21 protein-coding genes are annotated in these 25,494 nt (G+C 44.5%); 10 read left to right on the top strand and 11 right to left on the bottom strand.

What is annotated here, in order from left to right:
* The first annotated feature begins 59 nt into the window (after positions 1-59).
* Positions 60-1,025, top strand: a complete 966-nt coding sequence (locus D8S93_RS17035; RefSeq protein ID WP_152814414.1) for an electron transfer flavoprotein subunit alpha/FixB family protein — start codon at positions 60-62, stop codon at positions 1,023-1,025.
* Positions 1,026-1,091: 66 nt separating this feature from the next.
* Here D8S93_RS17035 and D8S93_RS17030 read toward each other — a convergent pair whose 3' ends face one another.
* From D8S93_RS17030 to pdhA, 3 genes are read right to left on the bottom strand one after another with little or no spacing between them, the layout of a single operon-like run.
* The gene (locus D8S93_RS17030) at positions 1,092-2,240 is read right to left on the bottom strand and encodes a dihydrolipoamide acetyltransferase family protein (protein WP_047009272.1); all 1,149 of its coding nucleotides are present in this window, start codon (positions 2,238-2,240) and stop codon (positions 1,092-1,094) included.
* Positions 2,237-3,220, bottom strand: coding sequence for an alpha-ketoacid dehydrogenase subunit beta (locus tag D8S93_RS17025; protein WP_005395620.1), 984 nt, complete (start codon positions 3,218-3,220; stop codon positions 2,237-2,239). Before D8S93_RS17025 ends, D8S93_RS17030 begins: the two co-directional genes overlap by 4 nt.
* Positions 3,213-4,307: a pyruvate dehydrogenase (acetyl-transferring) E1 component subunit alpha gene (pdhA, locus tag D8S93_RS17020; RefSeq protein ID WP_152814412.1), complete on the bottom strand. Its 1,095-nt coding sequence runs from the start codon at positions 4,305-4,307 to the stop codon at positions 3,213-3,215. The genes D8S93_RS17025 and pdhA overlap by 8 nt, the downstream gene beginning before the upstream one ends.
* Positions 4,308-4,964: 657 nt before the next feature.
* Here pdhA and D8S93_RS17015 point away from each other — a divergent pair.
* From D8S93_RS17015 to yegD, 3 genes are all read left to right on the top strand, one after another.
* Positions 4,965-5,285 carry a DOPA 4,5-dioxygenase family protein gene (locus D8S93_RS17015; RefSeq protein WP_005375836.1) on the top strand — a complete coding sequence of 107 codons (321 nt, stop codon included), beginning with the start codon at positions 4,965-4,967 and terminating at the stop codon, positions 5,283-5,285.
* Between the two features lie 325 nt (positions 5,286-5,610).
* A complete protein-coding gene (locus D8S93_RS17010; protein ID WP_005395624.1) occupies positions 5,611-6,234 on the top strand; it encodes a hypothetical protein in 624 nt (207 codons plus the stop codon).
* A gap of 112 nt (positions 6,235-6,346) precedes the next feature.
* The gene (gene yegD, locus D8S93_RS17005; protein WP_152814410.1) at positions 6,347-7,699 is read left to right on the top strand and encodes a molecular chaperone; all 1,353 of its coding nucleotides are present in this window, start codon (positions 6,347-6,349) and stop codon (positions 7,697-7,699) included.
* Positions 7,700-8,038: 339 nt separating this feature from the next.
* Here yegD and D8S93_RS17000 read toward each other — a convergent pair whose 3' ends face one another.
* Both D8S93_RS17000 and D8S93_RS16995 read right to left on the bottom strand, forming a co-directional pair.
* The gene (locus D8S93_RS17000) at positions 8,039-8,512 is read right to left on the bottom strand and encodes a copper chaperone PCu(A)C (RefSeq protein ID WP_152814408.1); all 474 of its coding nucleotides are present in this window, start codon (positions 8,510-8,512) and stop codon (positions 8,039-8,041) included.
* A gap of 93 nt (positions 8,513-8,605) precedes the next feature.
* Entirely contained in the window at positions 8,606-9,067 is a 462-nt protein-coding gene (locus D8S93_RS16995; protein ID WP_114322962.1) for a hypothetical protein, read from the bottom strand.
* 485 nt (positions 9,068-9,552) lie between these two features.
* On the opposite strand from D8S93_RS16995, the gene D8S93_RS16990 reads away from it, so the two are divergent.
* Positions 9,553-10,602, top strand: coding sequence for a hypothetical protein (locus D8S93_RS16990; protein ID WP_047009268.1), 1,050 nt, complete (start codon positions 9,553-9,555; stop codon positions 10,600-10,602).
* A 158-nt stretch (positions 10,603-10,760) separates the two neighbouring features.
* Here D8S93_RS16990 and D8S93_RS16985 read toward each other — a convergent pair whose 3' ends face one another.
* Entirely contained in the window at positions 10,761-11,960 is a 1,200-nt protein-coding gene (locus D8S93_RS16985; RefSeq protein ID WP_152814406.1) for a DUF5666 domain-containing protein, read from the bottom strand.
* A 90-nt stretch (positions 11,961-12,050) separates the two neighbouring features.
* On the opposite strand from D8S93_RS16985, the gene D8S93_RS16980 reads away from it, so the two are divergent.
* The 3 genes from D8S93_RS16980 (at position 12,051) to D8S93_RS16970 (ending at position 14,950) form a co-directional block, all read left to right on the top strand.
* On the top strand, positions 12,051-12,719 hold the full coding sequence (locus D8S93_RS16980) for a response regulator transcription factor (RefSeq protein WP_047009266.1): 669 nt from the start codon (positions 12,051-12,053) through the stop codon (positions 12,717-12,719).
* The gene (locus tag D8S93_RS16975; RefSeq protein ID WP_152814404.1) at positions 12,691-13,932 is read left to right on the top strand and encodes a sensor histidine kinase; all 1,242 of its coding nucleotides are present in this window, start codon (positions 12,691-12,693) and stop codon (positions 13,930-13,932) included. The genes D8S93_RS16980 and D8S93_RS16975 overlap by 29 nt, the downstream gene beginning before the upstream one ends.
* Before the next feature lie 88 nt (positions 13,933-14,020).
* Complete coding sequence (locus tag D8S93_RS16970) at positions 14,021-14,950, top strand: SRPBCC family protein (protein WP_152814402.1); 930 nt, start codon at positions 14,021-14,023, stop codon at positions 14,948-14,950.
* Positions 14,951-15,097: 147 nt separating this feature from the next.
* Here the strand turns inward: D8S93_RS16970 and D8S93_RS16965 are convergent, their stop codons facing one another.
* From D8S93_RS16965 to D8S93_RS16940, 5 genes are all read right to left on the bottom strand, one after another.
* Positions 15,098-15,553, bottom strand: a complete 456-nt coding sequence (locus D8S93_RS16965; protein ID WP_012842506.1) for a hypothetical protein — start codon at positions 15,551-15,553, stop codon at positions 15,098-15,100.
* Between the two features lie 12 nt (positions 15,554-15,565).
* Positions 15,566-17,344, bottom strand: a complete 1,779-nt coding sequence (locus D8S93_RS16960) for a S8 family peptidase (RefSeq protein WP_152814400.1) — start codon at positions 17,342-17,344, stop codon at positions 15,566-15,568.
* Positions 17,345-17,593: 249 nt separating this feature from the next.
* Entirely contained in the window at positions 17,594-17,935 is a 342-nt protein-coding gene (locus tag D8S93_RS16955) for a hypothetical protein (RefSeq protein ID WP_012842508.1), read from the bottom strand.
* Between the two features lie 7 nt (positions 17,936-17,942).
* Complete coding sequence (locus D8S93_RS16950) at positions 17,943-19,856, bottom strand: tetratricopeptide repeat-containing diguanylate cyclase (RefSeq protein ID WP_152814398.1); 1,914 nt, start codon at positions 19,854-19,856, stop codon at positions 17,943-17,945.
* A 616-nt stretch (positions 19,857-20,472) separates the two neighbouring features.
* The gene (locus D8S93_RS16940; RefSeq protein ID WP_319803031.1) at positions 20,473-21,729 is read right to left on the bottom strand and encodes an aromatic amino acid transport family protein; all 1,257 of its coding nucleotides are present in this window, start codon (positions 21,727-21,729) and stop codon (positions 20,473-20,475) included.
* Positions 21,730-22,110: 381 nt separating this feature from the next.
* Here D8S93_RS16940 and D8S93_RS16935 point away from each other — a divergent pair, with 381 nt between their 5' ends.
* Positions 22,111-22,545 (top strand): GNAT family N-acetyltransferase, encoded by a 435-nt coding sequence (locus D8S93_RS16935; RefSeq protein ID WP_047009260.1) that lies wholly within the window; start codon positions 22,111-22,113, stop codon positions 22,543-22,545.
* Between the two features lie 292 nt (positions 22,546-22,837).
* Positions 22,838-25,483 carry a nitrate reductase gene (locus D8S93_RS16930; protein ID WP_152814394.1) on the top strand — a complete coding sequence of 882 codons (2,646 nt, stop codon included), beginning with the start codon at positions 22,838-22,840 and terminating at the stop codon, positions 25,481-25,483.
* The last annotated feature ends 11 nt before the right edge of the window (positions 25,484-25,494 follow it).

Here is a 25,494-nt window from a genome sequence, read left to right as displayed (position 1 = left end):
TTAACGTGAAGTGAACTAAGCTCAAGTAATGGATCTGACGTGTTATACGAGGCATGACCATGGACGACCGACCATTTGCAACACTTGTCATTGCGGAACATGACAACCAGTCGTTGGCTGTAGGGACGCTGTGTGCAATTAAAGCGGCATTTGATATCAAGGATGATGCTAAATCGCTTCCTATTTCTGTATTGCTTATTGGTTATCAGTGCCAATCGGTTTTGGATGAGTTGAAGTGCGTTAAGGGCGTTGCAGAAATTATCTGGGTTGACGCGAAGGAATACGAGCATGGGTTAGCGGAAAATATCGCGTCTTTGATCTCACAAGTAGCCAAAAATTACTCACACATTCTTTCTCCTGCCAGTACGTTTGGTAAGAATGTGATGCCTCGCGTGGCGGCGTTGCTCGATGTAGGGCAACTTTCGGACGTGATGACCATCGAGTCTATCGATACGGTGATTCGTCCAATTTATGCCGGGAATGCATTGGCGAGAGTCACGTCGAACGACCCCTTTAAAGTGATGACCATACGAAGTACGGCTTTTGATGCCCAAGAGCTGTCAGATACGCCAGTTGTCCCTAAGGTTACTCAAGTCGATACAGTGATTATCAACAAACTTAATGAGTTTATTTCGCAGCAAACGCCAGAAAGTGAGCGACCAGAATTGCCAGCGGCTAGAGTGGTGGTATCGGGTGGTCGTGCATTCGGGAGTAAAGAGAAGTTTGCTTTAGTCGAACAATTGGCTGATAAGCTAGGTGGAGCGGTAGGAGCGTCCCGAGCGGCGGTCGATGCGGGTTATGTGTCTAATGACCATCAAGTCGGGCAAACCGGTAAAATTGTTGCACCTGAATTATACATTGCCGTCGGAATTTCTGGTGCTATTCAACATTTAGCGGGAATGAAAGACTCAAAGGTGATTGTCGCAATTAACAGCGATCCCGATGCGCCTATTTTTGATATCGCTGACTATGGGTTGGTCGGCGATTTATTTGAGGTGATGCCGGAGTTGCTAGAGAAGCTGTAGATATAATCTGTTCTCTCAAACAAAAGGCTTCCGAACTGGAAGCCTTTATCATTTGGTTTTTACCAGTTACTTTTCGCTCGGGCGTTGCAGGTGCTCTGCAAGTACTTTCGTAAACCTTGCAGCTTCACCACCAGTACAAGCGCGATGATCAAACGTTACTGATAGCGGCATTGCTTTCACCGAAATTGCTTGACCATTTCTTATCACCACTCGGTCGAGTATTCGACCAGCACCAACAATAGCGACTTGCGGAGGTGTGACGACAGGTGTCGCGTAAATGCCAGCAATCGCCCCGAAGTTGGAAAGCGTAATCGTCGCGTGCTGTAATTGCTCTCGACCGATTTTTCTCTCTCTGATCCCTTCAACAGTTTGATCGAGCCAACGACGAACATCTTGTGGCTCGTATTCATCTGCGTGGCGCAATACGGGTACGTACAAGCCATGACGGCTATCTACAGCAATACCAAGGTTAACCGTATTGTGCACGCAACGCGTCATGGTTTCTGCATCAAACCAAGCATTTAAAGCGGGCTCTTCCTGACACGCATGAACAATCGCTTGAACTAGACGGATACTGATGTCTTCGTTCGGCAGCCAGTCTTCCAGCAACGCTTCTTCTGTAATGGTCACGGCAGCAACGTGCTCGTGTGACTCAGTCATCGACGACACCATGGTGCGTCGAGCACCTTTCAATACTTCTGTGCCCGGACGCTGTTTTCCGGCTTCGTCGTAAATGTCGGCATCAACGATAAGACCGTTTGGACCACTGCCTGACACGAGATTAAGATCTACTCCAAGTTTTTGTGCCAATAGACGAGCCGACGGTAGAGCAGTAACTAGATTACTCTCAGTCGTGTTGTGATTGCCTCCAATCCAGAAGTCATCGACGTTAACGTGATGCGCTTGATGAGAAACGTTGCCGACAACGGTCGCGGCGTCAGCGGTCTCTTTTTTCTCTACCGTAGCCCCGCGCTCTGCGCCAGTTTCGTCAATTTCGAGTAGCAATGCGCCAATATTGACGATATCACCTTCTTCCCCATGGCGGCTGACTACACGGCCCGAGTAGGGGGCGGGAACATCGACCGTCGCTTTTGCTGTCTCGACAGTTAAGATCACTTGATCCAACTTAACCATGTCACCGACATTAACGTGCCATTTTACAATTTCTGATTCAGCGAGGCCTTCGCCGAGATCGGGTAAGTTAAACGTCTTCATTTCCAATCCTCCACGAGTTCGCGCGCTGCGGTCACAATGTCTTCTTCCTGAACCATGAAATAATCTTCGTTACGGTAATAAGGCATAATGGTGTCCATTCCAGTTACTCGTTTAGGCGGGGCTTTTAGTAAGCACATGGCGTGTTCGGCTGTTCGAGCTAAAAGCTCAGAGCCCACACCACAAGTTTTACTCGCTTCATGAACAACGAGTAAACGTCCGGTTTTTTCTAGTGAGCTGAAAATCGTTGCGGTATCAATTGGCTTAATGCTCGCCAAATCAATCACCTCGACTTCAATCCCTTGACTAGATAAGGTCTGTGCGGCTTGAAGTGACTCTACGACGCATGCGCCCCAAGTAACAAGCGTGATATCGCGCCCCTTACGTAAGGTGAAGCAGGTGTCGAGTGGAAGTGCTTCGCCATTATCAACGACTTCAGATTTTACGGTTCGATAAATGCGTTTCGGTTCGAAGAACATGACAGGATCATTACTTCGAATCGCGGCGAGAAGCAGGCCGTATGCGCGTTGAGGTGAAGAAGGAATCACTACTTTAAAGCCAGCAGTGTGCGCAAATAGCGCTTCTACACTTTCTGAGTGGTGCTCTGGAGCGTGAATACCGCCACCAAATGGCGCACGAAAAACCGCAGGGCAAGTGAGGCGACCGCGAGTTCGGTTACGCATGCGTGCCGCGTGGCACATTAAGTGCTCCATTGCAGGAAAAACGAAACCTTGAAATTGAAATTCGGCGACAGGTCGTAATCCTTGCGTTGCCATACCGACCGCAACACCGCCGATTAACGCTTCAGCGAGTGGCGTATCGATCACTCGTTTGAGACCAAACTCTTGTTTGAGCCCTACGGTGGCACGGAATACGCCACCATTATCACCTACGTCCTCACCTAACACGACAACATTTTGGTCTTGTTGCATTTCGTGGTGCAGAGCGAGGTTTACTGCTTCAACTAACGTTAGCTCAGCCATGTTTGCCTCCCTGCATTCGCATTGCTTTGTTGATGAGTTCATCTCTTTGAGCGTGAAGCTCTTGGGGAAGCGATTCATACAAATAATCGAACCCAGTTTCAGGTGCTTGTGACGGTAAGCTGAGGTAGCGCTCAACTGCCAGTTCCACTTGTTCCTTGCAGTATTCTAGCCATTGTTGCTCTTGTTCATCGCTCCAAGCCCCTTGATTAAGGAGATACGTTTTAAGACGTGCTATAGGTTCGTATTGCCATGCGGTTTGAACATCGTCCTCTTTACGATAACGAGTCGCATCATCGGCCGTAGTGTGGTCACTTAATCTGTAACTGACCGCTTCGATGAGTGTTGCGCCTTTCCCTTTTCTCGCTCTCTCAAGTGCGGTCTTAGTTGCATCATAAATGGCGACTACATCGTTACCATCTACCGTAATGCCCGGGATGCCAGCGCCTTGCGCTTTTTCTGATAAGAAATCGGCAGCACATTGAAGGCTACGCGGCACTGAAATTGCCCACTGGTTGTTATTCACAACGAAAACAAGTGGAATATTCCAAGCACCCGCACAGTTTATTGACTCTAGAAAATCCCCTTTGGATGTACCGCCATCGCCACACATGACTAGCGCAGCTTCATGGTTACCTTGAATTTTCAGTGCGGAAGCCACCCCGACAGCGTGCGTACATTGCGTCGCAATGGGGACACAGAATGGAAGATCTCGGCTAGGAATTGGGCTGCCCTCAGGCGCAAAATCACTACCGCGCTCATCACCGCCCCAGTATTGAAGATTCTTCTCCATGCCAATACCACGACACCACATTGCAGGCATATCGCGATAATAAGGGACAAATACATCATCGGCTTTCAGCGCTCTGCCGACCGCAATACCGATGGCTTCAGCACCTAGGTGCGAAGGGTAGGTCCCTAACTTGCCGGTGCGTTGCAACGCAACGGCTTTGTTGTCGTAAGTGCGAGTTAATACCATGTCTCGGTAAAACCCGACCAAAGTTTCAGTGTCAGCCCAGTTGGGTAGTTGGCCGACTAGGTCCCCATGATGGTCGATAAACCGATGCATGGGTAATGCCTGAACGTTCATCTCAAGCTCCTTTTGACGCTGCGTGTCTTTTGGACTGCAGCTGTTCATATCAAACCAGAGTTTGTATGGGTACTCAAACTCTGATATCAGCGCAAAGGCCATACCTAAGGTTGCTTGTGTTTTCTATAGCTGTAGGCATCTGTACGTCCTTTAAACTATTTTTCGATAACACCGCTGCGGCTATTTCATCGCAAGACACAGAGAAACATTTTTTCTGCATCTAACCCTCTAACTAAATCGTGGTATAGCCAGATACAATAAGTGTAAACAAATTGTTAAATTGTGCTTCATTTTGACTTTTGACCAGTAGTAAAGTTTTGCTTGCACCCTAATTTGGCAGAGTAATGTGCTGTTATTTTGCTATTGGTATTTTTAAATTCGAATTTAATTACTGGTTAATGAAACATATTTGCAACAAAATTTGGCTGTAAAATTTGACAAAGTGAGTCATTATTAATGAATCAACTCAAGTAGTTGTTATGTGTTGTATTGAGATTTTTTGTTGTGCCCGAAATTCCGGCCTTATGAGAATACATAACTTCTTCCCAACAGATTGGAATCAGGGTAGGGTGACGGCATTACAAATGTATACCCTCGGCGGTCCTTGAGCTTATCAACAGTAGAAGGTGCTCAAGTCGAAGTGATTATGGAGAAATTATGTATCACGCTCATGTTTATTTTCCTTTAAGAGAACAAGATAAAGCGCAAGCCTTGAACGAGATCATCCGTCAAGAGCGTCAAGATGTGCTGCGTGTGTTTCCTTTGGTTGGAAGATTGGTTGGCCCACATAAAATGCCGATGTTTGAAATTCACCTAGAGTCATTGAGTGAAGAGTTTTTGGCTTGGCTCGATACGATTCGAGGTGATTTTTCTGTGCTTATCCATCCTGTGAGTGAAGAAGAGTTGCTCGATCATACGGAACGCGCGATTTGGCTGGGTAGAGAGATTGGTGTATTTGAAGAGAAGCTAGAGAAATAGCTGTTCCTCCCGCATGTATGACCGCTTTGAATGCTTCTCCCCTCATCGCGGTCACCGTAGCAAGTTAGCGTCTTCATGTTCGTTAATAAGTTGCGGTTTCCTTTTCTCCATTCTGCAGGCCCTGTTTTTGTGTGCTAAACCTACAAGTAGGCTTTTGAGCTTAAACATCAAGTGAGACCATGTTTCTGTTTAGCATGTCGTTAAATAAGTTTTGGCAGCAATAAAATAATAAGTTCAGATAAATGAAATAGGTATAGCAGGGAAGTGCAGTTTACGACCCCAACGCCATTGGCAGTGGAGCCGATAATTTCTGAGGGGGAAGGGTATGTTTTCGATACTCTTGGTCATACTTTCACTGTATATATTTTGGTTGTTGTTTCGCAACGGACCTGCATTCGCCGAGCGCGTCGCTCATCAAAAACGTAACTGGGTTGGACCTACCGCCAACAAAGAAGAATGGCGAGGATATTGTACGGATGTATTTCAGCCGTTCAGTTCTCAAACGACTTTTTACGCCATCGCTTATTTTGCGAATTATATTGCAGCAGCAAATGCGATATCTTGGTCAACAGTATATGAAGGGGATTACCCGATCATCATAAGCCGATTTGGTAGCTACTTTATTTTAAATACTCACGATTCACTAGTGGTTGCTGGGTTTATTGCGCTTGCTTTCTTTATCATCAATTGGCAGCTTGCCATGCACTGTTCTGGTATTCTTAGTCAGTATCTAGTGCGGATTCTTATTATCAATCGAACGCGCTTTGTTGCAATTAGCTTAGTATTTTGCAGTTACTTTGCGTATCTCTTGACTGTTGGTATTTTCTGGTTGTTCCATGACGGTTATTCGATCTGGCACGGGTTAACGCTTACTCCTGTATTCTTATTATTAGCGTTATTGGTTGCGGTTGTTTTGCCATCTATGAAAAAAGAGAGCAATAAACCTTAGATAGACTTGCCACGTTAAATTACACACGATTTTAGGATAGTAATTCCTATGCCATTAAGTTAGCATTGCCGGCTTTTTAACGGTCTACAGGCCCTTATTAGTGGGAGGAACTATGTTTATCGGCTTTGACTATGGCACTGCAAACTGTTCAGTGGCAAAAATGGAATCGGGTGAGCCAGTAATGCTTAACCTAGAAGGGAACAGTCCATTTATTCCTTCCACCCTTGCTGCACCGACTCGTGAATCGGTATCCGAGCACTTATTTCGCCATCGAGATATTAAACCATTAGATCAAGTTGGTGAGCAGGTTTTACGCCGGGCAATCAATTTAAACCGAGAAGAAAGTATTGATCTCGAATCTGACGACATTGCATTTGGTCAGGCGGCGCTTAATCTCTATTTGGAAGATCCTCGTGATATCTATTACGTAAAGTCGCCGAAGTCTTTTCTTGGCGCTTCTGGCTTGCGTGACGTGCAATTGGCTTTCTTTGAAGATCTTGTCTGCGCGATGATGGACAATATTAAGTCGCAAGCCGAAAACGATGCGCAGCAAAGTATTACCGATGCTGTTATCGGCCGGCCAATTAACTTCCATGGGCGTGGCGGTGAAACGGCTAACATTCAGGCTGAACGCATTTTGTTGCGGGCAGCGAAACGTGCGGGCTTCCAAAATGTGGAGTTTCAGTTTGAGCCTGTCGCGGCGGGCCTAGAGTATGAAGCGACACTCAGCGAAGACAAAACCATTCTAGTGGTCGATATTGGCGGTGGTACAACGGACTGCTCGTTGATTCAAATGGGGCCGTCTTGGCGTGGCAAAGCGGATAGGACCGCAAGCTTGTTAGCTCATAGTGGCCAGCGCGTCGGCGGGAATGATCTTGATATCGCGTTAGCATTTAAGCAGCTCATGTTCCCGTTTGGCATGGAAAGCAAAATGGAGTCAGGTATTGTGATGCCGACCACCCAATTCTGGAACCCGATAGCAATCAACAATGTAGAAGCGCAGAGTGATTTCTATTCGCGAGAGAACCTATCCGCGTTGAAGTTGCTTCAAAAGCAGGCTCAAGAGCCAGAAAAGCTTGCTCGTTTGCTAGAGGTGTATCATGAGTCTTTAGGCTACAACATTGTTCGCCGTGCCGAAGAAGCGAAAGTGGCGCTTTCAGAACAAGCTTCTTACCGAACTGGCATCAACTTACTGTCAGAGCTGATTGAAGTCGATGTGCAACGAGACGAAATGATCGAAGCGATTCAGTCGCCGAAGAATAAAATGACGGCGTTGGTGACAGAAGCGGTAGAGCAAGCTGGGGTGAAACCCGATGCTATCTTTATGACTGGTGGTTCGGCACGCTCGCCAATTTTGCGCGATGCGGTGCAAACCGTACTGCCAAATATTCCGGTCGTCAGTGGAAATTATTTTGGCTCGGTAACTGCTGGCCTAGCTCGTTGGGCTGAGGTCTGTTTCAAGTAGAAAGAAAACTAATTGCGCTATGGGCATTGTTACCAAATTTATGACTTCGCTTAGGCTTATCAAATGATGGTTGGAAGACTTCGCTGAGAGATTGAGTTTCATGCGAGTAGGGAACCTTGTTAGGGTTCTTAAATCTTTCAATGTCATTCTGAACAATGAGGGACGAGCGTGATTCAGATCTATTGTCCGAGCATGCTGTTATGTATATGACTTCGTCTCGCTAAGCGCAACTCGCTGCCATTATTCTCAAGAATCGGGTTATGATCTATCGGAATAATGATTTTTACTAAGCTGAAATAAAAATGCCCGCTAAATCAGCGGGCATTTTTGTTTACGTCATTAATGGTGCATGTGTTTTTCCATGTGACCTTGTTTTTCAACCGCCATTTCTACTTCCACTTTACCCGCGTTTTTGAATGTTAACGTCATAGGGAAGCGGTCACCTTCTTTGAGCGCTTGTGTTGGATTGAAAATCATTAAATGGAAGCTGCCTGGCTTAAACAACACTGAGTCATTGGCGGGAACGCGCACTTCGTCAATCTTAATCATTTTCATCACACCATCTTCTTTCTTATGCGTGTGAATTTCGACATGTCCTGCGATTGGGCTTTCTGCTGCGATCAATGCATCTTCACTGTTACCGTGGTTGGTTAATTGAAAAAAACCACCGATAACAGGTGCGTTTGGTGGCGCTTCGCGGCTCCATGGATGGTCGATATGAATTTTCCCTGCTTCATAATCGTGCGCTAAACTCAGCGGGCTAGCGATGACAGCAATAAGCGCGATAGCGGCGGTTTTTAATGATTTAAGCATGTGTTTTTCCTTTTGAATGAATAGCTTCTCTGAATGGACAACAAACAGAGTCATCGTTATTTTTGAATAAAGTTGTTAATGATTAGATGCCTGTTAGGCAGGAAAAACACTCGGCGGAGAGTGCTTAGGCGCGATGTGTTTGTAAACGAGCTTATCGCATTTTGAAAATCGGTAAGGCGTCAGAGCTTTCTTGACTCGGCGCTGCCAATGGATGGTAGTCAGGTATAGCCCAATCGCAACCAAAAGAAAGAATTGAACCGCTTGAAGAAGCGGACACTCAAACTGAAAGCCTTCATGTAAATTAAGATTTTGAATGAGCGTAGAAGAAGGTTGAGCGTTAGCTTCAATCAGCGTATTGATATCCACCCATTTGAAACCATCTGCGGTACACAGTAAGACCTTTTCACTTTGAACTTTGTTAAGCCAGGTTGTGCTGTGAACTTGTGTTGGGTTAAGAGTCGCTGTGGACGCTAAATACAACTGAAACAACACCGCGATAATAACCGCAATAGCGTGCAAGCGATGGTGTTTATGCTGTATTAGAGTGTTTTCCATACAATTGAGTGCTTATCTTCTTCGGCGCGGGATACTAACAAATTAACCAAACAATGTAATTATCAGTTTACTAAAAGGTGATGCAAGTGTGCATTATTTGTTTTGTTGCCTATTTTTAACGCTTTAATAGCTTGGCTCTTTACGATTTAAAGCAACGTGTTACGGCAGATGGCATGTCTTGATTAGGCTGGCATTCATAACCTCCAATTCAGCTTGTCTGTCTTGCCTAGTCGCTTTTGAAGATATTGAATAAATCTCTCTTATATGTCACTGAAGCTTCGGTTAGTGGGTGTCGTGGTGGTGTTTTTACGTGCTAGATTTGGCTGATATCGATTCAAAGTGCACACCGAATCTTCACTTGTTTTCCATTAACGGAATTATGACAGTAATTTAATAAAGGATACGGTATTCTGCGCTCCTTTGTACATGCCAGAACGTCCGTCCTACTTAGTCGGAGGGGCGATTAATCTTAAGAAATTTCTCAAATGAAATACGAACAACAGATTGGATATCGATACCCTAAAGGTCGATTTGCCATGGTGAGTGTATACGCATTCACTGGTGCTGCGATTTTAGCATCGACTATTTTTTCTCTATTGCTGTTTTTGTCGATCGACGAAAACCCGATGATGCAAACCTTATTTGGTGGTTTAGCGATTATTTTTGAAGCGGGTAAGTTCTACGCTTGGTATGAATACGGTGAGCGCCGAGCCCATCGCAACTATACAGGGGCGGCAACCGCTCTCGTGTTTTATTTAGTCTTAGCTGCGATCTCCATTGGCGGTAGTATTGGTGGCATTAACAGTGCAACAAACAGCGCACAAAGCCATATTTCGGTAGAGCAGGCGAAAGTGGAAGCGTTTAATCGCCAAATTGCGGCAATCGATAAACAGATTGAGCTCAACAATATGGCAGCGCAGAAATACATCGAGATGGAGCGTATCGCGACTGGTGTAACTCGCATTCAGGAGCAAAACAAAACCTTACGCGAAGAGCAGCAACGCTTGGCTATGGAACGTGATAGTTTGCCACCGGTCACGCAAGGCTCAGTGATTGGTTTGATTGATAGCCTAGCCAACGCATTTGGTACCACCTCTCAGCAAGCTCAGCTTGGCTTAGTTGTATTTCTTTCGATTCTGTTGGATTTCTTTGCTGCATTTTTTGTCGGCCTGATTGGTGAAGAGCAACGGTTCAGACATTTCTATCGCCGAAATGAGGGCATGATACTGAAAACGGTTCGCGATATCGATCCAGAGCCAGCGGGATATCTTCCTCATATCAAAGAGGAGGAAGAGCAAGAAATACCAGTAACGCCGGAGCCTGAAGAGCCAAAAGAACCGAAAACTCTGTTAGAGCAAGTTAGCGATGCACTTAAAACGCATCAAATTACGTGCACAAAAAAAGCCGTTGCCAAACAATTTAGGCTATCTGCGGAAGAGGTAGACAAGGTGTTTGAGGAATTGGCAGAGCTCGGTTTAGTGGGTAAAAAAGCCAACCACCATTATCATTGGATAGGTCAGACAGAGGCCGCATAATTGGTTATCAATTAGAGATCGGAAAGAGCGTCAATCGGCGCTCTTTTTTTACTGTAAGGTTTCGCTACTAAAGTAAGCCAAAAGAAGAGAGAGGATTTAAAAATAGAAAAACAAAAAAGTGCCACCGAAGTGACACTTTTTCTTTAGCGTAGAAGGGATCAGTTGTCGTAAACGTCCAACTCCACTTCACGGGCAATATTTTGGTCGTTGATGATTACACCATCGACTTCGACACGAGCACCATTTAGGTTAAGTTCTTCGATACCTTGGAAGCGTGTGTGTGCATCAATTACAACGGTCGTGTTGTTTAGCAATTGATCTGCGTCGTTTTCGCAACGCTCGATGTCAAATGTTCTTGCTTCAGCATCGTAGTTTGATACGTATCCTTCACATTCAAATTCTTTACCTTGCCATTGGTTGTTATCGTCAAAGTCTGGTTGCTCAAACTCAATAACGGTAGCGATGCGTTTGCCATTTTTCATGACAGACGTTACTTCCACTTCTTGGCCTTGTTTTAGGTTCGCTTTGCTGCCATCTTCAAATCGTGTTGCGTTATCGATGAAGAATGCACCTCGGTAGTTTAATGAAAACTCACTGTAATCATTTGCAACCCAAGTCACGATGCCTTCCACATCGCTGTCATTGCTTATGACGTCGTAGCCTTCAACTTCTACCTCATTTGCCATGAAGACGCCGTTTTGCATTTCACCTTCTACTTCCACCCATTGGCCGATGCTAAGTTGGCTAATGTTGTCGTAAGATACGGTTATATTTGTACCAAGCTTAAACGTGCCAGCATTTTCATCGATACTAGTAATGCGACCTTCCAGTTCGTAGTAGCTTTCAAGAGTTGGGTAATCGTTATCTACGTCGATTTCGACCACAGACAACACTCGATAACCCGCATCAGCAGTCGGCAAGGATGACACCATCACCCAGTCGTTGATCTCTATATCATCACTTAAACCGTCAAACTGCAGATCTACGCCGTTTACCGTAAATGTTTTCTTCACATAATCAATTGCTGTAACACGTCCGGTAATGGTTGGCTCAAGTGTTACTAAGAAGCCATCGTCAGACGCTTTACGAACATCTGTTCCTACTTGAACCATCATTTTGGGTTCTACATCGGCTAATTGCATTGATGTATCGCCATAAACCACCCCAGACACATGGTATGTATATCCATTGACGGTTAACGTGTTTTCTTCAGCGTTGACCGCTTCAACAGAGCCAATCGCTACACTTGGTTTCACTACTGGTTGAGTTGGTGTGCTATCGCTATTGCTGCCACCACCTGAACCACCACAACCAGACAATGCCAAACCTACTACAGAAATAAGAGCGAGTTTTTTCATTGTATTAACCTCAATTTACGAGCTAGTTTAGGAAATTGCCTGTATCTTATTGGGCATATCGTGAAGAGATCGTGAAGAAATGTGATTTTTATGAAAATTTTAATTGTAGATGACAACCACAATGTCTCGGAGACGATTGCGGACTATCTTGAGCTTGAAGGCATGATTATCGATTGTGCGTATCATGGTGAGGCCGCACTGAAGTTAATCGAGGATAATCATTACGATGTAATCATCATGGATATCATGATGCCTAAGCTCGATGGCATTAGTACGGTACAGAAACTGCGACAAGATGAGCTCTGTGGAACGCCAATCCTCTTCCTAACCGCAAAAGATACGTTAGATGACAAAATCGCGGCATTTAAAGCGGGAGGCGATGATTATTTAATGAAGCCATTTGCGATGGAAGAGCTTAGTTTGCGTGTTCATGCTTTGGCTAATCGCGGTCCAAGGCAAGATATTGGCACGCTCAAGTTTGCGGACATTTGTTTAGATGCGCGCACAGGCAAAGTGACGAGAAAAGACAAAGAAATTAAGCTGAGCCGAATTCAAACCAAGATTTTAAAGTTACTTCTCCAACGTGCTCCAGCATCGGTTTCGCGCACAGAAGTGATCGATAGTGTGTGGGGAGACGAACCACCCGGAAGTGATGCACTTCGTAGCCATATTTATGGTTTAAGAACCGCGTTAGACAAAGGTTTTGAAGAATCACGATTAGAGACTATTCATGGACAAGGTTACCGACTTAAAGCATAACGAATATCCAAGTATTTATCGCAAGATCCGTTGGGGTTTTGGGGGCATGACGTTTGTGATGTTTACTCTTTTTTGGTCGCTGATTTATGTGGCAGAAAACAAACTCGAAGTGCTGAGTTTACATCACTGGCTTGATACTGAAGCTGCGCTTTATAGTGAAAATTTCGAGAAACAGGGCTGGGATGCGCCATTGCCAAACGTATTGGAGTTCAACTCATATTGGAGTGAAGCACCGACACCGGATTGGTTGCTCTCTTTTACTTCGCCCGGTTTTTACGAATATCTGCTTGGTGAAGAAGACAAACACTTTGTCGTATTGAAACACCCCTCAGGGAAGGGGCTTATGTACATTGTGTTTCAAGATGACTCCGATGATTACCTCGACGAATACGAAAGCTCGCTGCATCAGTTTACGCTACTGCTCGGTGGCTTATTTTCATTTGTTATGGTCGGGTATGGCATTTATATGGTGCGAATATTGTCTCGACCACTAGCGCAAATCGAAGACAAAATCAGCCAAATGTCACCGGATCAACCCGCTTTCCAAGTTGAAACCAAGTTCAGCGAGACACGCCAAATAGAGCAAACTTTGCTGGATAATAAAAACGATATCGCGGGCTATTTCAAACGAGAACAAGAATTTAGTCGTTTTGCATCGCATGAGTTGAGAACGCCAATCATGGTGATCAAAGGCTCAACAGACATTCTAACGCGTATTCCAGAACAACCTCGAGTCGCGCAAAAAGCCATCGCGAGAATGCAGTCAGCTTGTGAAGACATGCGCGTACTAACAGAAGCGTTTCTCTTGCTCGGTAAAGAGAAAATAGAGCCTCAGCATTACGGAGAGCATCAGCTTCTCACTTGTTTACAAAAACAGTTGGAAGAGCTAGCTCCTTTATTTGCCAAGCAAGATTCGAATTACGCTTTGCACGAACAACATAGTGGTGTAGTGACGGCTCCAGAGAGTTTTGTGACCATTGTTATCAACAATCTGATTAAAAACGCCTTTAGCTATAGTGTAGGGGATATTGAAATTGAGTTGAAAGGTCATGCTCTTAAGATCCTGAATCGTCACGATGGTAACGAGACGTACAACGCCGGCTACGGTTGTGGTCTTGTTATCGTACAACGCATATGTGAACGGATGGGATGGGCGTTAATACTGGACGATGATGGTGTTCGATTTAGTGCGAAAGTGGAATTCTGTTCCTAGCTTTGTGCGTCTAACCCACAGTCAAACAAGAAAAAACCGGAATTTGAATTAGACTGAAGTTAGTGACGCGGAAACTTGAGGAACCGTTATGCTTTCTTATCAGGTCAGCAGAAGTATTGAAATTAATAAGAATCAAAGCGAGATTATTGGCTATCTCAAGGATTTTAATAACTGGCCTGATTGGTCACCTTGGATCATTCTTGAACCGAGTTGCGAGCTGACATTCAGCGATAATCAAGGTCACGTTGGAGCCGGTTACCAATGGAATGGTCAGCGTATTGGGACTGGTGCCATCGTACTTGAAAGCACTCAAGAACATCGGTTAGATATGGAGCTTCATTTCTTTCGCCCAATCAAGAGTCACGGAAAGGTGACTCTAATAGTGACACCGTCACAAGATGGTTGTTTAGTCGAATGGCAAATGCAATCACGCGTTCCTTGGTATCTGTTCTTTTTGAAAAGTATGTTTAAGTTGATGATAGAGATGGATTATCAACGTGGGCTGCGCATGCTCAAAAGCAAACTTGAAACCGGGCAAGTGCTCTCAGACTTGGTTGAAATTGGTAATCGAACCCTGCCTCAGGTTCACTACATCGGAATAAAAGGCGAGGCCACCATTCCAGAATTAGGTCCGGTAATAGAAGAACAAGTTCACAAGTTAAAGCAGATAGTTGATGACAAGGGCTTATCTGTGAACGGCGAGTTATTTTGTTATTACCAGTCGATGGATATGCAGAAAGGCACGTTTGAGTTTATCACTTGCTTGCCACTTGATAATGCAGTAACTGCGCCAGAGGGAGCGGTTTCCGGTACCATACCTGAGAGTGAAACATTTGTCGTCGAGCACCGTGGGGAATATCAGTTTTTGGGAAATGCATGGGCTTTAGCGATGAACTTGGTTCGTCAGAGTGGTATGAAAGCCAAAACCAATCCATTAGGGATTGAGCGCTACTTAGATAACCCGCAAGAAACCACGCAGGATAAACTAAGAACCGAAGTTATTTTATTTAAGAAATGACAGGCGTTGCCGGACACGCTCCCCTAAATATCATGCTAGTTCCGTCGTAATCTACAAAAGAAAAAGAGGGTTTCTATACTCACCTATAAAAATGCCTCAGCAATTGCCGAGGCATGGTTTTATCAGCCAACTTCTCTTGCTAGAGAATTATTGTGCACGGTACTTACCGCTGTTTAGTTCAATTTTAGACGCTTTTACCCGGCTGTCTGCGTTTAGATAGTCGCTAATGCTCAGTAGATCTTGATCTTGAGATGCTTTTAACACCGCAGACTCTCCCTCTGCGAAGACAACTTCCAGCTTTAGCTCTTTGGCGACCGCTTTCGCTTCGTTAGGGTTGTTTACCGTGATGTAAACCAGTCCAGTGGCCTTGGATACATTGCTAAACGCATTCTTAAACACTTCATCACCGGCTTGAAGTTTTACTTCTTCGGATAGGCTCCTAGCTGTACCTGTTTGCACCTTGCGATAATCTTGGCCATTAATCTCAACCGCTTCTGAAGGCACGAACAGTTCAGGTGCGGGTTGTTGAGAAAGTTGTTGCTCAGCGTATGCGCTAGCTGTCATCATAGAAAGAGCCAGCATAGAAAATGATATGTATTTCATGTAATTGACTCCTTAGTGTCCAAAGATGCGCATCGACCAGTTCTTAATAGCACCTGGCTGAGCGTTGTTTGCCATCGGAACGTCATAGCTGGTTGAAGAGTTAAAATATGCAATGTAAGAAAAGACTTCGTCGCCATTCGTATCGATTGCTCGTAATGTCCATTCGCCTTTTGCATCTTCGCCATAGAATTGGTTAGACAACATTAATTGGTCTTTGTAGCCAGTAATCGTTGGGTCAAGAGATTGACCAACAAGACCATTACGTGGTGTTTGCAAAACGGAACGAGTCCCTGATGGCGAAACGAGCTCGATAGCTAAGTCGGGCAGGCGAGAGTGGTCTAATGTCAATTTTACTTGAACGGATTCTACCTTCAGATCATCGGCAATAGCGATACTTGATGAACCGCCAGCCAGACTTGCATCGGGTACACTTACTTCTTTAGCATTATTAACCCAAGGCGTAATAACTTGAGGCGGTAAAACACGATTCGTCATGCGAGCACGTTGCATTGCTTCATCCAAATCGACAGCGCCGAAGCCATAAAAAGTATGGAAATCTACGCCTGCAGCGTTTTTCTGCCAAGGAGAAATGGCCTCGTAGCTAACCTGTTCACCTTTGTGGTTAGTAAATTCAAGTTGTACGCCTGAATGCGTTTTATCCGTTACTTTTGCTGTCTCTGCTAGCAAAGCACGTACATCACGAGCAGAAAGTGCATGATTCGTGGACATAATTGCCGCTATGGCACCGGACGTATTTGGCGCAGCCGACGAGGTTCCGTTCATTGTACTGGTATAGTTACAGTTCGGGTCTAGCTCCGTACCGCCGTGTAAGCCATTGATACCAAGGCCGTCGCGGGTATTTTGCCCTTCTTCACAACCCATCAAATCGGTGGTGACCATGGCAGGGAAGTCTTGCCCATATTCACCTGCTGGTGCGGCAACCCATACGTTAGATCCCACCGATGAGTAACTCGCTCGCGTGCCATCCGCACGTAGTGCACTGGTGATTAAATTAAAGTAGTTGGCGTTGTCATAAGACTGAGCGGAGTTGTGCATCGGCAAGCCTTGGTTGTCTCCACCAGCAAAGAAGTTACTTGGCAACACGAAGAATCTTCCCGCATTGAAATAGCGATAACCATTGCCGGCTGACTTAACAAATACAGCACCGCGTCCCCATGAGTTACTCTCGCTGACATTTTTTATCACGTCCATTTCAAGTTTAAGTTGAGGATCACTTTCATCAAAAGTTATTGGGTTGATCGGGCTGAAACCGTAGCTTTGGTTAAATACACGAACATCGCGTGTGGCAGGGTCCATGCCGTGAGAGATTAGCCAGCCTTCTAATGTCTGGTTGGCTAACCAGTTAAAACCAATAAGAGAAGAGTGAGAAGCAACACCGCGTCCACCTTCACCATTGTTGCCGACTGCGCTGATCAAACCGGCTACAGCAGTGCCGTGACCATTGGTATCAACCGGATAACTTAATGGGAAAGAAGAGTCTTCGACGAAATTTCTGCTACCTGTAACTATATTACCTGCAAGATCTGGGTGATCGATCTGCACTCCAGAATCAATGACCGCGACTTTTACACCAATACCCGCAATACCCATTGCTTGAGTGAGCTTGGTGTTTAGGTCGTTCCCAGCAACAGCTGGGTTAGCTGCAAAAGCAGTTTGCCCTGTGTTGTCTAAGTGCCATTGTTCAGAATAGAGTGGATCAAACGCCGAGACGGCAGGTGCAATGCCTACTGCCAACATAGCAGCAAATAGGCGGTTAATGCGTATTTCCATTTTTGACCTCATGTCTTTGTTTGGAATTTTTTAGCTCCTGTTTCATATTCCTCTAACAGGAATAAACAAAGCTAACGACAAATAATAAGGACGAAAACCATTTACAACTTGTTTACATCAAAAGTTCGACGAACAACATGAGTCAGTGTTAATTCACTGAAATTATAGGGTTTTTTAATGTCGAATAGCGCACGCATGAAAAGTAAAAAGCAGAAAATACGGTCGTACTGTCTGCTTTGAGAGGAAGGATTATTTAGTTGAAGCGGGTTGAATTGTCGCCATTGGTTTCTTCGGTTTGGCCTTTTCTTTGGGTAACACGTTATCAATCCACTTTTTGATGTATAGCTTATTGAACTCACTATCACACCACTTCTTGTTTAAACCACGTCGGTTAAACTCAGCGCCAATCGCAACTTTGGTTTGGTTGGTTGCACGGTTGTAGTAGAGGGTCTCGCACAACTGAGTGTTACTCATTTGCTGGGCATATACGTTAACACTGCTGCTGCGCATTCCCAGTTGAGAGGCTTGATGGTTACTACACGCAGTGAGAAGTGCAGGCGCAAAAATAGCGATGGTTAGGATTTTTTTCATTTTGCTCTTATGACGTCGGGTGAATAACGAAGCGATTTCTTCCTGCTTGCTTTGCGTCATACAAAGCTTGATCTGCGAAGAAAAACCATTGATCCCATTCTTGTTGAATAGCTTTTACGGACAGTCTGTCGACAGCCCCGAGAGAAATTGTCGCGTTTAATGACTTAGAGTCAACCACTAGTGGCGTGTTTTCCACGATATATCTCAATCGATCCAAGAATTTAGCGCAATCTTCAGTTCTGTTTACTTCAAATAATAAGACAAACTCCTCTCCACCCCAACGGATGAGTAGGTCCCCAGAGCGAGTCGATTCATTAAATAACCTGGCAATATGAATTAACATCTTGTCGCCAATATCATGCCCATATTCATCGTTAAACGTTTTAAAATGATCGATATCTAATACGGCTAAGGCAAACGTTCTATCTGGGCTTCTACGAGCCATTTTATCCAGCCAAATGGGAAGGTAGCGACGGTTGTGCAATTGAGTTAATGGATCGGTAGTATTTTCTTGAGTGAGTGCTTTATTAATACGCCTAACGCGCAGTACGTAACGAAAGCCAACGACACCAATCGCTGCGATAGCGATAAAGTAGAACATTTCTCTATAGCGTTGTGAACGCAGCTCTGAAGCTTGCAACGCATTTTTCGTTTCTAGTAGCTTGAGTTCTTTCTGGGCTAACTTAGCTTCGAGGTCAAACTTAATGTTAATCATCTCTTCGCCGTGAATATGATGAGAAAATTCAGCTTCTAGCTCTCTTAATTGAGTTAAGTAACGAAAAGCCGCTTCAAAATTATTAAGGGTTTGATTCGCGTTTACTAGGACCGACAGCATATCAATGCGCTGTCGTATTTCTAGCTCATCGGTTGATTTAGTTTGCTCAAGTACGTTGATAGCTGTCGAAATAGCTTTATCGTATTGTTCATCTGCGAGGTATGCTTCTGCATATGCTTCATAACAAGGCATTTTCTTCGCCTCTACGTTTCCCGTGATAGGGAGAGCTACGCAACGCTGTGCAACCATCAACGCTTCATCAATTTTCCCTATCGAACTTAACATTTGTGAGAAGCTGGATAATGAATAATGTTTGATGACGTCTGACCCCGTTTGCATTGATAGTCGGATCGCTTCATTAAAATAGTATTCTGCCTTTTCGCTATCTCCACTGCTTAAGTGAACAATACTTAAGTTTGCGTAGATAACTCCAATGAAAAGGCTGTTGTCATATTGATATTTGCTGTTTAAATAGGTATCGAGTGCTTGCGTAAGGTAGCTACTGGCGCGAGCCCAATCGGATGCATCGATATAGACGGTACCGATATTATTCAGCGTCATGGCAACTTGCATTTCAAATACGGTTCTCTCTAACAACTCATAGGCGGTTCGGTAATACTTGAGTCCGCTACGTAGTTGATTCCGTGAGACCTCTAAGTTCCCTAGCCAGCGATATGCTCTTCCTTCTAGCGCTAAGTAGCCGAGATCGCGGGCTTCAGCGATGATGTCATGGAGTACAAGTTCTGCATTCCAATTGTCGTCTAGTTCAATCATGGTTACCGCTTTATTAAGCTGTGCTTCAGCGACTACCCACGGTAAATGATGCTCTGTCCCAAACTCAATTAAATCAGGCATATCTTTGGGCAGCGGAACGCCTTCGTAGCGCTTTAGGTAAAGGCGCGCAAAGTAATAAAGCGCAAGAGATTCCGCTGACGCATTCTGTGGCGCAACTAATTCATCTTCTTCAATTGAGCGCGGCTTACCCATTGAACGAAAATAGAGATTGAGCATGGAGCTGCTTTGAGGAGAAATGTGTTCTTCCAGATAGCTCTGTTTTAATGTGTTGGCAAGTACATGGGTTGGATGGAAGAAGAATCCAAGTACTGAGAACAGCGCGCAAGTTAGCGTTTTAATCGGAAAGTGCATGAGCTTATTAATAAAATGTGATCTCGTTTAACCCTAATACTAGGTAAGTCTATCACTTCTTATTGGCTAAGTGCGGATGGATTCCGAGTTACAAACGGCTTGTGAAGAAAGTTTCGCGAAAGGTGAGGCTAATATTATGATTTATAATGATAAATATGCTCAAAAGTGGAAAGATTGATTTAACGACAAGATAAACAGTGCGACGAATCTAGTGTGTCGAACATTGTTAGTGGTGTAAATTTCATCATTTAGTCGGTGCGATTCGCATCTCGAAAGATGGCTGGTTCGCTAAAAAATTATCTTTCTGTCATAAATATTTAATGTTTGTATGGGTTGTTAAAAAACTCGATATTAGACATAGTGTTATTAAGCCAATAAAAAATGGCTTTTATAATAAACAGGAGATTAACTATGCATAATGAAATGATTCAACCTTTACACTTCGGTATTATTGGCCGCACTTGTATCGCTTCAGTACTTATGATTGCGGGCGTTTTTGCTCTTATTTAAGAGTCAATGGTAACGATGGTTACCCGCTTAAGAGTAAGAAAATTCAGGGAATCACCTTAATCTCGTATAAGGTATTCCCCTGAAAATCCAACCTAATAACTACTTTTTAGCTGAAGAAGCTAAAAATCAATGCACTTACCGCTACAATGCCCGCAGTTAAAACAAAGTAAGTTGAGCCATTCCCACGATATTGTTTCAATGCATCGATTTTGTATACCGCTAACATTGGCATAATAAATAAGATCATCGCGATAACAGGCCCTGACAACGCTTCCATCATACCAAGAATGCTTGGGTTCATGATCGCTGCTGCCCAGATTGAAAAGAAAAGTACTGCAACGCTGATACGATCAACTCGCTTTTCAGACAGTTTAGAGTGTTTAGTAATTAAACCATTTAAGCTTTCGCGTGCACCTAAAAAGTGCCCAAGAAAAGAGGAAGTGATAGCAACAAAAGCCACCAAAGGACCAAGCGTTGCGATAAATGGGTTGTCTGTTGCATTGGCTAAATAAGACAGCACCGACACGTTTTGTTCTTTAGCTTGAGCCAATTGCTCTGGTGACAGCGCTAATACACACGAAAAGACAAAAATAAGCACAAACGCAATTAACATGATGCTAGTGCGTCGAAGAATTATTTCGGATTTCGCATCCGCTTGATCGCCATAATGGCGACGTTGCACATTTGCAAAGCTTGAAATCGCAGCAGCGTGACTAAACGAGAAAATAACCACAGGAACCGCTAACCACATAGTGCTAGCAAAAGCAGACGCTTCAGGGGCGTCCATGATTGGCATGGTCCAGTTTGGTATCAAGTAAAATGAAAGAAAGGCAAGAATAGCCACTAATGGGTAAACCATAATGGCAAAAGCCCGTAGCATGACTTTTTCGCCCGCCATCATAATGGCAATTAATGCAAACACCAGTACACCTGAAAGCAGAGGGCGAGGCAAAGAAGCCATATCAGCTTGGTTAACCATAAAACTGTCTACGGTATTGGTAATACCGACACCGTAAATTAACAGGATCGGGAAGATCGAAAGAAAATACAGCAGTGAAATAGAGCGACCCGCTTTTGCGCCAAAGTGCTCTTCTACTACATCAGTAAAGTCTGCATTTTTGATCTTGGAAGACAGTACAAAGCGAGCTAAACCACGGTGGGCAAGATAAGTCATTGGGAAAGCAAGCACAGCCATTGCGACTAACGGCCAAAACCCGCCAATACCAAGGTTGATCGGCAGAAATAGAATGCCTGCACCAACGGCTGTTCCAAACAGACTAAGGACCCAATGTGTATCGTGTTTTGACCAAGATGTTGTTGTGTTTAATTCACTGGAATTTAACGCATTTCGAGATTCTTTCACTTAAAACTCGCTTTTATAAAAATAATAATGCGGAGAATGGTATAGGTTTTGGTGTTTGTTATCACATCGGAAGTGTGGTGAATCATGCTGAATATAAGGGGGGGGTGTAACTTATCAAACTATGAATTTTTTTAAAAACTAGAATTTTAATCTAAAAATTAAGCAATAAATCGGTGTTATATTTCAAATTTTTACTAATGGGTGGTTTTTGATTTTGTGGTTAAAACTTAATCATGGATGTATATGCTAAAGAAGCGTGCTCTTACTTAATGAGCCATGGTGCATATTGGAGGGCTAGCAAGTGGCAGGTCTATGAGTCCTGCATTTAGATGAGTTTTAGGTATATACTGCCGCCACAAATGTTAAAGGAGGAATCATTGAATGGACATTCTGTCTGCACATAAAGACGACTTATTGGCTGTGTATACGCTTGAAAATACTTTATTTGGAGAACATGCCTATCCTCAATTTTTCTTTCGACAAGCTTTTGATTGTTGGGGGGAAAGCTTACTAGTGGCGAAAGAGGGGGAGCAAGTCGCAGGATATATTTTGCTGACGACAAGCACAAATGCGCAGCAATATTGGATCATGTCACTGGCTGTCGATACTCAACATCGTGGTAAGGGTATTGCGCGTTCTCTGATTGAAAGTGCCATCGCGCCGTTGAAGTTGGGCTCAAGTGTGAAGTTGACGGTCGATCCGAATAATCAGCCTGCATTGTCTTTGTATCTCTCCCTTGGCTTCAAAGTATTAAAAGAAGAAGCGCATTATTTCGGTGACGACGAGTCTAGATTGGTCATGGAATTAGTAAAGTAACCCTGCACGATAATGAACGAAACTTGCACTCAATCAGTGCGCGGTATTACTTTGCAATAGTTGTTTACGTTCTAACGTTTTGTAAATTAAAGATTTTCAATCTTGGCACCTCGTTTGCTTTGATATAAATGTTCATCGTTAACTCGATGCACCGCTCTCTATAGCAGGCGAGAGCGGGATAGGGTATTACTTTTGAAAATGTACTAACAGCGTTAAAGGCATTGCTGCCTCTCTCGATTCGGGAGAGGCTTTTTTTTGCCTGTAATTTAGGATTAGTCGCGCAGGAGGCGTTATGTCACAAGGGTGTAGAAAGACAACTTGTCCGTATTGCGGAGTAGGCTGCGGAATTGAAATCAGCAATAACAAGATTATTGGAGATGCGCTTCATCCGGCCAATTCCGGTTCACTGTGTGTAAAGGGTGTCGCATTAGCAGAAAGCTTACAAATGCCTTCAAGATTGCTCTACCCCAAGCTAAGGGAAAAAGAAGTGTCATGGCAGTCGGTCACAGACTTAATTGCACAAGAGATCCATCAAGCAAAAGCGGAGTTTGGACCTGATTCTGTCGCGATGTATGTTTCTGGTCAGTTGTTGACGGAAGACTATTACGTCGCCAACAAACTCATGAAAGGTTATGTTGGCAGCGCAAACATCGATACTAACTCCCGTTTGTGTATGTCTTCGGCGGTTGCGGCTCATGTACGAGCATTTGGTGAAGATGTCGTTCCCGTCAATTACGATGACATTGATAAGACTGAGCTATTGATCATTTGTGGTGCCAATACCGCTTGGACGCACCCTGTTCTATTTCGACGTATTCAACAAGCGAGAGAAAACAATCCTAACCTCAAGCTGGTGGTCATTGACCCGCGTGAAACGGTCACAGCGCAGCAAGCGGATTTGCATCTACCGATTAAAAACGATGGGGATGTGTCACTTTTTAATGGGCTGCTCAAGTTTCTTATCGAGCAGCAATGTATTGATTCTGAATATATAAATTCCCATACCGAAGGGTTTGCTGCGCTTGCAGAAGAAGCTACTGATTTTCGTTACGATGTCACTAATCTAACGTCTTCCATTGGCATTTCAGAAGAAAAGCTGACCACCTTCTTCCAATGGTTTGCACAAAGCCCAAGCGCAATCACGCTGTTTTGCCAAGGGGTTAACCAAGCCGAAAATGGTGTTGATAAAGGCAATGCCATTATTAATGCACATTTGGCGTCAGGTAAAATTGCCAAGTCAGGTTGTGGGCCGTTTTCTATTACAGGTCAGCCGAATGCGATGGGTGGGCGAGAAGTCGGTGGTTTGGCAAACCAACTAGCGGTTCATCGCGCTTTTGACGCAGATTCTATCAAGCAAGTGCAGGCGTTTTGGGATTCACCAGAAATTGCCACTCAGCCCGGTTTAAAAGCCGTTGAACTGTTTGAGGCGGTAGAACGTGGGGAGATTAAAGTTCTGTGGATCATGGCAACCAATCCCGTGGTTTCTTTGCCTGATAATCAGATGGTTAAGCGCGCGTTAGAGGCTTGTCCTTTTGTGATTGTGTCTGATATTACTGCGGAGTCGGACGTTGCTAAATATGCAGATGTTCTACTGCCAGCAGCTGGTTGGGGTGAAAAGCAAGGGATGGTGACTAACTCTGAACGTAGAATGTCTCGTCAACGTCAGTTTCAAATACCACCTGGTGAAGCAAAACCAGATTGGTGGGCGATAAGCCAAGTCGGACAAGCTCTGTGTACATTGGAAAAAATACAAAATGGCTTTGCGTTTACTTCTGAGCGGGCGGTATTCAGGGAATATGCGGCGATGACAGGCATGAATACTGATTCGCCATTGAAGCTCGACCTGTCTCAACACGCAAACTTAACCGAGCAAGAATACGAAGAGTGGGTGCCGACACAATGGGGAGGAGAGCGCCCTTTTGCTGATGGAATCTATTCGCACCCAGATGGTAAAGCGCGTTTTGTCGTGACCAGTGAATTGCCTCAACGCTTAGAGAGAGCAAAAGGCTGGTGGCTCAATACGGGTAGACAACGCGACCAATGGCATACAATGACGCGTACAGGGCATATCGCACACCTTGCCGCCTCTGAGTTAGAGCCAACCGTGTACATGAACACACTCTCCGCCACTCAAAATCGCTTAAAATCCGGACAGCTCATCAAGCTGTTCCAGCCTACTTCAAACACTGGTATTTATGCCAAAGTTGCCATTGATGAAGGTTTGGGGTTTCAGGAGCTGTTTATGTCAATGCACTGGGCTGGTCGATATGGAGGTGAAAGCAGTGTTAACGCGATAGTAAACAGCGTAAAAGACCCTATTTCTGGGCAGCCTGCGTTTAAGTCGTCTTATGTTGAAGTGCAAGACGCGGCGGTAAAAACCTACGGTATGTTTATCGGTACACAGTTTGATTCTGGCAAGTTTCTCTACAGCGCATTTCAAGCAGAAAGTAATTTGGGCATCTGGCGCTTTGCACACGATAAACGACCAAAAAAGCAGAGTTTTTGTCGAACGGAAAAGAGTCGCAGGATTACGATAGATATTGCCCTAGGTTGGCTAGCGGTGGATTACGACCTTGTTGGAGACGTTCGTATCATTCGTTCTGTTTTGGTGGTGTCTAGTGAACCGATTCAAACCGACTACACCAACTTTACGCACTTGATTGGCAAGCCGATGGAGTTATCGCAACTGCTTACCATCACTCAATCGCAAAGCAGCGCCAAACTGGTTTGTAGTTGTTTCCGTGTCACCGATAAACAAATACATGACGCGATGGAGAAACAAGACTGCACTTCACTGACCCAACTTCAAAACAAACTCAAATGCGGTACCAACTGTGGCTCATGCGTCTCTCAAATCAAACAAATGGTCGACAGCCATCAGCATCAAAAGGGCAAACAGCAAGCGAGCCAGCAAAGTCTGGCGATGCAAATAAAGTAAATCATTAAGAG

The sequence above is a fragment of the Vibrio sp. VGrn 2 genome (assembly GCF_009361695.1).
Lineage (GTDB): Bacteria > Pseudomonadota > Gammaproteobacteria > Enterobacterales > Vibrionaceae > Vibrio > Vibrio diabolicus.
The sequence above is the reverse complement of the archived record's forward strand: the minus strand, read 5'-3'. Positions and strand labels throughout refer to the sequence as shown.

What these genes read in the sequence shown, in the direction of transcription:
- D8S93_RS17035 (WP_152814414.1), top strand. Translation starts at nt 60, where the DNA reads ATGGACGACCGACCATTTGCAACACTTGTCATTGCGGAACATGACAAC.
- D8S93_RS17030 (WP_047009272.1), bottom strand. Translation starts at nt 2,240, where the DNA reads ATGAAGACGTTTAACTTACCCGATCTCGGCGAAGGCCTCGCTGAATCA.
- D8S93_RS17025 (WP_005395620.1), bottom strand. Translation starts at nt 3,220, where the DNA reads ATGGCTGAGCTAACGTTAGTTGAAGCAGTAAACCTCGCTCTGCACCAC.
- pdhA (WP_152814412.1), bottom strand. Translation starts at nt 4,307, where the DNA reads ATGAACGTTCAGGCATTACCCATGCATCGGTTTATCGACCATCATGGG.
- D8S93_RS17015 (WP_005375836.1), top strand. Translation starts at nt 4,965, where the DNA reads ATGTATCACGCTCATGTTTATTTTCCTTTAAGAGAACAAGATAAAGCG.
- D8S93_RS17010 (WP_005395624.1), top strand. Translation starts at nt 5,611, where the DNA reads ATGTTTTCGATACTCTTGGTCATACTTTCACTGTATATATTTTGGTTG.
- yegD (WP_152814410.1), top strand. Translation starts at nt 6,347, where the DNA reads ATGTTTATCGGCTTTGACTATGGCACTGCAAACTGTTCAGTGGCAAAA.
- D8S93_RS17000 (WP_152814408.1), bottom strand. Translation starts at nt 8,512, where the DNA reads ATGCTTAAATCATTAAAAACCGCCGCTATCGCGCTTATTGCTGTCATC.
- D8S93_RS16995 (WP_114322962.1), bottom strand. Translation starts at nt 9,067, where the DNA reads ATGGAAAACACTCTAATACAGCATAAACACCATCGCTTGCACGCTATT.
- D8S93_RS16990 (WP_047009268.1), top strand. Translation starts at nt 9,553, where the DNA reads ATGAAATACGAACAACAGATTGGATATCGATACCCTAAAGGTCGATTT.
- D8S93_RS16985 (WP_152814406.1), bottom strand. Translation starts at nt 11,960, where the DNA reads ATGAAAAAACTCGCTCTTATTTCTGTAGTAGGTTTGGCATTGTCTGGT.
- D8S93_RS16980 (WP_047009266.1), top strand. Translation starts at nt 12,051, where the DNA reads ATGAAAATTTTAATTGTAGATGACAACCACAATGTCTCGGAGACGATT.
- D8S93_RS16975 (WP_152814404.1), top strand. Translation starts at nt 12,691, where the DNA reads ATGGACAAGGTTACCGACTTAAAGCATAACGAATATCCAAGTATTTAT.
- D8S93_RS16970 (WP_152814402.1), top strand. Translation starts at nt 14,021, where the DNA reads ATGCTTTCTTATCAGGTCAGCAGAAGTATTGAAATTAATAAGAATCAA.
- D8S93_RS16965 (WP_012842506.1), bottom strand. Translation starts at nt 15,553, where the DNA reads ATGAAATACATATCATTTTCTATGCTGGCTCTTTCTATGATGACAGCT.
- D8S93_RS16960 (WP_152814400.1), bottom strand. Translation starts at nt 17,344, where the DNA reads ATGGAAATACGCATTAACCGCCTATTTGCTGCTATGTTGGCAGTAGGC.
- D8S93_RS16955 (WP_012842508.1), bottom strand. Translation starts at nt 17,935, where the DNA reads ATGAAAAAAATCCTAACCATCGCTATTTTTGCGCCTGCACTTCTCACT.
- D8S93_RS16950 (WP_152814398.1), bottom strand. Translation starts at nt 19,856, where the DNA reads ATGCACTTTCCGATTAAAACGCTAACTTGCGCGCTGTTCTCAGTACTT.
- D8S93_RS16935 (WP_047009260.1), top strand. Translation starts at nt 22,111, where the DNA reads ATGGACATTCTGTCTGCACATAAAGACGACTTATTGGCTGTGTATACG.
- D8S93_RS16930 (WP_152814394.1), top strand. Translation starts at nt 22,838, where the DNA reads ATGTCACAAGGGTGTAGAAAGACAACTTGTCCGTATTGCGGAGTAGGC.